Source organism: Streptomyces sp., assembly GCF_035644915.1.
Taxonomy (GTDB): domain Bacteria; phylum Actinomycetota; class Actinomycetes; order Streptomycetales; family Streptomycetaceae; genus Streptomyces.
In genome coordinates this window covers 1-1793 of record NZ_DASQNP010000051.1, presented here as the reverse complement: position 1 = coordinate 1793, position 1793 = coordinate 1, and the positions used below count along the sequence as shown (strand labels likewise).

5 protein-coding genes are annotated in these 1793 nt (G+C 72.8%); 4 read left to right on the top strand and 1 reads right to left on the bottom strand.

Translation table 11 applies throughout. The annotated features are described in order from the left end of the window. Nucleotides 1–236 (bottom strand): helix-turn-helix transcriptional regulator (locus VE546_RS05265; protein WP_324919036.1); only part of this gene is annotated, 236 nt, incomplete at its 3' end. A 119-nt stretch (nucleotides 237–355) separates the two neighbouring features. On the opposite strand from VE546_RS05265, the gene VE546_RS05260 reads away from it, so the two are divergent. The 4 genes from VE546_RS05260 to VE546_RS05245 are packed head-to-tail and all read left to right on the top strand — an operon-like array spanning nucleotide 356 to nucleotide 1774. Further along, the gene (locus VE546_RS05260; protein WP_324919034.1) at nucleotides 356–598 is read left to right on the top strand and encodes a hypothetical protein; all 243 of its coding nucleotides are present in this window, start codon (nucleotides 356–358) and stop codon (nucleotides 596–598) included. Beyond that, complete coding sequence (locus VE546_RS05255; RefSeq protein ID WP_414720408.1) at nucleotides 595–810, top strand: hypothetical protein; 216 nt, start codon at nucleotides 595–597, stop codon at nucleotides 808–810. Before VE546_RS05260 ends, VE546_RS05255 begins: the two co-directional genes overlap by 4 nt. Then, nucleotides 807–1040, top strand: a complete 234-nt coding sequence (locus VE546_RS05250) for a hypothetical protein (protein ID WP_324919032.1) — start codon at nucleotides 807–809, stop codon at nucleotides 1038–1040. Before VE546_RS05255 ends, VE546_RS05250 begins: the two co-directional genes overlap by 4 nt. Nucleotides 1041–1072: 32 nt before the next feature. Then, the gene (locus VE546_RS05245; protein WP_324919030.1) at nucleotides 1073–1774 is read left to right on the top strand and encodes a phosphotransferase; all 702 of its coding nucleotides are present in this window, start codon (nucleotides 1073–1075) and stop codon (nucleotides 1772–1774) included. The last annotated feature ends 19 nt before the right edge of the window (nucleotides 1775–1793 follow it).

Sequence of the window (1793 nt, the reverse complement as noted above, 5' to 3'; positions counted from 1 at the left end):
CCCGTCTGCAACTCCTCGTCGATGCGCTGCGCGATGTCGAGCTGCGGTTTGCGGACGGCCGTCTCGAACTGGCCGATGTACGCGCCCGAACAGAAGACTCGCTCGCCCAACTCCTGCTGTGTAAAACCCGATTCCTCACGCCGACGCTTGAGTTCCGAGCCGAAGAACTCCCAGCCGACCCTGGGCTGTCCGGAACGTCCGCTCCTACTGCCGTTGCCTCCACTGGTGTTGGCCATGGAATTACTCCCCCTTATCAGCAAAAACGCTGCTAACGGTTCACCTCTGGCGAGCGTAGCCAGCATCCACCACCCTGTGTGTCTGATCGGAAACACTCAGCACAAACGGGAGGTCAGCGATGACCACGGCCAGACGCCGCGCCGATCGTGAGCGGCTCAGGATCGCGGAGGAGGCGACGGACGAGCTGCGGGAGGCGCTGCGCGGCGCGGGCGTCACCCTGCCCTCCCTCCGCGTGGACCTCGTGTCGTACGCGAGCGAGACGGCCGAGCCGCCGCTGGTGGAGCTGGGGCGCTGTACGCCCGAGGTGGCGCGGCGGCTGGCCGCCGTGCTCGTCCGGGGCGGCCGGGAGGGAGGACGGTGATCCCCGCCATCGGCTCGTACGCCGTGGACACCCGCACCGACCGGGTGGGCCAGGTGATGGGGACGGTCGGGGGCCTCGTACAGCTCCGGCCGCCCGGCGGCGGCCGGGAGTGGGACTGTCCGCCCGACGCACTGCGGCCCGCCGGGACGGGCGAGGAGCTGCGGGCCCGGGTGACCGAGATCAACCGTGACCGTACGAGGAGGCTGCCGTGAGCATTCGCGGTGTGATCAGGTTCGTGGACTGGACGCTCGCGCCCGACCGGGAGCCCGACGCCGAGCCGGTGACGTACGCGATGGAGTGCGCGGTGTGCGGCGCGCGGTCGGAGACGAGCGTGGACTTCCAGGACGTCCAGCGCTGGACGTTCGCCCACGCGGGCCGCAACCCGTCCCACCACACGTACCGCGAGGTCATCCACCGTCCCTGGCGTGCGTGGATGCGGTGACGGACCCGCCGGGCGGACGGTAGCTTCGGGGCATGCAGACGGGGGAACCGCTCGGCTCGGGACGCAGCGCGGACGTGTACGCGATCGACGACGCATGGGCGCTGCGGCGTTACCGGGACGGCCGCGACGCCACCACCGAGGCGGCCGTCATGGCCCACCTGGCGGAGCGCGGCTATCCGGTGCCGCGCGTACGGCCCAGCGCCGGTGACGGGCCGCTTTCCCGCGCGGACCTGGTGATGCGGCGGCTGTCCGGACCGACCCTGCTCCAGGCCCTGCGCCGGGGCGCGGTCACGCCGGCGGAGACGGGAAGGATCGTCGCCGACCTGATGCGGCGGCTGCACGCGGTACCGGCACGGGTCTCCGCCGACCCCTCGCACCGCATCCTCCACCTCGACCTGCACCCGGACAACGTGGTGCTCACCCCGGACGGGCCCGTGGTGATCGACTGGGGCACCGCCGAGGAAGGGCCGCCGGGGCTGGACTGGGCGATGTCGGCGCTGATCATGGCGCAGGTGGCCGAGGGCTGGGGGCTCGCACCGTTCGAGGCGGCGGGGGTCCGCGAGGTGCTCGCCTCCTTCCTCCGCCACCGGGATCCCGCGGTCGTCCTGGACGGTTCCGACTCCGGGCACCTCGCGCAGGCCGTGGCCCGCCGGGCCGCCAACCCGACCATGAGCGAGGCCGAGACCGCCGCCCTCGGCCCGGCCCGCGCCCTGGTCCTCGACCTGGCCCGCTGAGGGCCGGCGGCCCCGCCCC